Source organism: Thomasclavelia sp., from assembly GCF_017889095.1.
GTDB lineage: Bacteria > Bacillota_I > Bacilli_A > Erysipelotrichales > Coprobacillaceae > Thomasclavelia.
The window spans coordinates 1-4,393 of sequence record NZ_JAGHEW010000069.1; the positions used below are offsets into that span (position 1 = coordinate 1).

The following is a 4,393-nucleotide window of genomic DNA, read 5'->3' on the forward strand; positions in this document are numbered from 1 at the left end:
GCTTGTTTAATTTTCTGTTTAAATTCAGCAATACATCCTAACTTTTCTTCAAAATGAATAATCGTTAGTTTCTTGGCAAATTTAGCTAAATATAAAGCTTCTTTAACAGCTCCATCAGCCCCACCAACAACATAAATATGTTTTTCTTGATAATCAGCTCCATATTTGACAGCATTAGTTTTTGCTAGTTCTTCACCTGGAATATCCAATTTACGAGGTGTTGTTCCATTAGCGATAATGATTTTTTTAGTTTGATATGTCTTCTTTAAAGTTACTACTTCTTTTATTTCTTTAGCTAAATTAACTTTGAGCACTTGTTCAAAAACAATTTCAACGCCAGCATTTTTAGCTTGAGCTTCCATCCTTGATGCAATGGTTGCACCAGTTTCATTTTCAATAATACCGCAATAATGAGTTACTGTAGATACTTTACCAATCAAACCGCCTACTTTATTTGCTTCTAACACTAATGTTTTCAAGCCGCGACTTACAGCATAAATAGCTCCACTAATACCAGCAGGGCCAGCACCAATAATAATCACATCATACATTTTAATTTCCTCCTAATTTTATTGTTTAAATTGATTAAAACTATTTACTATAGATACCAAACTTCACTATTTATTCACGTTATTCACAAATGTGAATAAATAGTGAGGTTTGAATAACTTAACATCTATACATACACTTACAATAAAATTATAACCACTATTTAATTTAAAAGCTATAAATATTATCATTTATCAGTAATTTCTAATTTCTTTTGTTCGATTACTTTTGCTAGATGATCATTATTATCTTTGATTAGTTGCTTCATTGCTAAATGATATTCATCTTCATGTTCTTTAAATATAGCATCGTGCTTTTTAAATTCATTAAATCTTCACATCTTTTATCTAACATTTTAAAATACTTTTTTCATTTTCTAAACATTCTTTAGCATTATTTCCAAAAGCAATCATGTCATGAATTATTGGTTCGATAGATTCAAAAAAATCATCTTCAAAATAATAATACGTTCCTAAATTTTTTCTAGTCAGTACCAAAAACATAGTGACGAGTATACCAATCATCTTTAGATAAATGATTTAATTCATCAAAATCTAATTCTTTCCATTTCAACGAAATAATCATTCCCTCGTCATTGTTTTCAACTGGCAATTCAAGCGTATTTTTAATTACGATATTAACATAATCATTTATTGTTCGTATGTTAATTTATTAGTAGGCACATTATAACGTTCTTGAATGATTGCTTCAATTTGATTACAATTTAGTTTCTTTACGTATTCTTTAAATCTTTTTATTATACTTATCTCCTATTTTTATTTAGAATTTGGTATATTAATTGTTCTGATTTTTCTAAATTAGTATAAGGGATATAATCCCAGGCAATATTGTTACGTGATAATACTGAAACAGCGCGATTATACATATCGTGAGTCATAAAATTATAGTAAATAAAGACATGATCAGCTCTTTTTAAAACGGCCTCATTAATCGCATTTTGTTTTGAAAACAATATTAATGATGGATATTTTTCTCTTAGTTTTTTTCGTAAATTGATATGTCCTCCGATAATTACGATATCTTTATTTTTAATTACTTCATTTAAATCAATCGGTAAATTATTATTTTCAATTGATTGATTTTCCATTTTAAAAACTAATTCTCGTAATTTGTATAATTCTTGCTGATTCTTTTTCAGTTTGGTGATTTTTTGTTCCTTTGAATTTAATTGCTTTTTTAAGGTTGAAATTTCTTGTCTATAATAATCTAGTTCTTGTTCCAATAATTTTGTATCTTGATTCTTTTTTACTGGAATCATTGTTTGTTTAGATAGCCGTTTGATTTGATTTTTTTGATCTTTAATTATTTTTTCTTTTTTTCCAATCGTATCTTTTAAAGAACTAATATATTCATCTTGTTCAATCTGATCTTTTTTAGGCATATATTTTCCTTGATCAATGATCGTTGTCACTAAATTATTAATATAACAAAGATTCGCTATTTTATTTAGCTGTTCTTTAAAATCAAGCTTTTTAAATTCATCAACATCATTTAGATATAAATAATTGATGATAATAGTTCGATTATTAATTAGCATCTCTTGATAATTTGGTAACGGATTGAAAAAATATTTTGTTTTGCCTAGTGAGCGCATGATTATTTCAAAATCATCTAAATAAATAAACTCGCTAGGATCATCTAATTCATTGTATTTTTCTAAAATATTATTATATAGCTGTTTACAATCATTTAGTATTTCAATATCTTGATCAGTTCCAGTTTTTCTTCCCTCTAAATTATTTTCAATAAATGATTGAATTGTATGTGATAATTCACCAAAATCAAAATAGAGATTATTAAACTCTCTTTTAAATGGGGTAAATGATGCTAAATATCTGCGATCTTTTAAATAACTTAAGATAAATAAATCCGCTAATTTATTTAAGGTATCAAAATCAGTAAAATCCAAATCTTTATTTTCATAAAGGGTCGTAAACTTCTTATTTTCTACAATAATATCATAATCATCGTAATCATCAAGAATTAATTTTCTTAACTTTCTAGCCACGGCATTAATATCCAGATTAATCAAAACAGCTCCTACTTTATCATTATAATAACGATCAAGTGGTGTAAATTCGATTGAATAGTCAATCTCTGCATCTCTAAGATCTAAGAATGTTTCATAACAGTCAGGTGATGTAGCAATAATTTCATCAAAAGCCTGAATTCTTTTTAACCATCGTTTTTCATCATTACAGTGCCATAAATTAAAAGTTAATAGATTAAACAATTCATAAACTTGTTTATCACAATGTTCATATATTTCTTCTGCTTTTAGTAATATTTTTAATTTATTATCTGTTTGAAAAGCAATATTGGTAATAAATATCGTTAAAAATAAATAATCGAAAAATGAAAGATCATCGTCTTTACGATAATTTAAGTATTGATTAAGTAGTCTGATTTCTTCATGATAATCTTTAAAACCAGTAGAATTAGTTGGGAAGTATTCTTTAAATTTTTCGATAAGCAAATTAGTAGTTTTTTTATCCTCATCTGTTTCAACTATACTATTTAAAAAATTAGATACTTCATCATCTTGAATATTTAATTTTTCAGTTTGTAATAGTGTTTTGGCACTATCAAAAACCTCTTGATACATTTTATCAGTACTATTTCCACTATTTACATTCGGTTCTCTTGTCATTGCAACTAGCAGTTCCTCGCTACTTTTTCGTAGTTTTTCCAATAAAACCAGTGTTTTACCTTTTATCACAGTCAAATCTAACTGATTAAATTCATCTAATTTTTCTTTTATTTTAACAAGTTTATCGTAATTTGGATTTTCTTGATTTAATTCAATTAGATATTTTCCATGCCATCTACGATAGAGTGTAAATTTTGCATATTCTGGTGAATTATAAACATATATATTATCATCAGCAAACACCTGAATAATTGTAGTCATCATATCATCAAAATAGTCTTTTAAATGCTTAGATGTCAAGGTTGCTTCAAATAAATCAATATATTTTTCTTTTAATAAATTTTGACAGCATCTTTCACTCGCTTCAACAATAATAGAAATAATACAATGACTAATAACGTTTTTGGCATTATTAATGCTAACTTTAAAATTAGTTTTTCTTTTTAAATCACGGATATAATTACGTAAAAATGGACTATTAATGATTTTTGCATTTCTTTTATCATATTCGTAAAAATATAATTCATATTGTTCATATTTTTTCTTTAACTCTTTTCGATCTAGTGGTTTATGATATTTTTTAAAATAATTATCAATATCATCAGCTAATAATTTATTGGTTTTTAATAAGAAAAAAGTAGTTTCATCGAATGCACTTTCATCATTAACTATTTCTAATGGTAAATGATCTTTATCAATAATTATCATTTTATCCCTTCTTTCTTTATCTTTATTTTACTAAAAAGTAAGGTAATAAAACAATAGTTATCCATGTTATATAAAAAAACAGGAAAGCTCCTGTTTATTGTTCATGTTTATATAAATTATCTAAACTATCTAAAATTGCCGTTCCAATCCCATTGATACTAAATAATTCCACTAGAATACTATGTTCAATAAAACCATCAATAATATGTACCCGATGAACGCCGCCATTGATAGCCTCAATCGTATTTTTTACTTTTAAATCCAAATACCCGCTTTGTTCATGTCCTCGATTATATTCAATCAACTCATCAAGTGACATAATGGAAAGCATTTCTCCTCTATCATCAAATAATCCTTTATCTTTAGACATAAAAATCAATTTATCAGCCTTAAGATCAACTGCTATTTCTCGAGCTACATCTTCAGCTAAAATATTTTCATCTTCAGTTTGAATATCATTGGGCA

General features: G+C 26.2%; 3 protein-coding genes and 1 pseudogene. All 4 read right to left on the minus strand.

Features of this window, described 5'->3' with window-relative positions:
- On the minus strand, positions 1 to 551 hold a 551-nt coding region (locus tag J7M77_RS03050; RefSeq protein ID WP_296875873.1), incomplete at its 3' end, for an NAD(P)/FAD-dependent oxidoreductase.
- A gap of 345 nt (positions 552 to 896) precedes the next feature.
- Positions 897 to 1,052, minus strand: coding sequence for a hypothetical protein (locus J7M77_RS03055; protein WP_296875875.1), 156 nt, complete (start codon positions 1,050 to 1,052; stop codon positions 897 to 899).
- Positions 1,053 to 1,312: 260 nt separating this feature from the next.
- Positions 1,313 to 3,928: a hypothetical protein gene (locus tag J7M77_RS03060; RefSeq protein WP_296875877.1), complete on the minus strand. Its 2,616-nt coding sequence runs from the start codon at positions 3,926 to 3,928 to the stop codon at positions 1,313 to 1,315.
- 94 nt (positions 3,929 to 4,022) lie between these two features.
- Positions 4,023 to 4,393 (minus strand): annotated as a pseudogene (locus tag J7M77_RS03065) (acetylglutamate kinase); the annotation flags it as partial.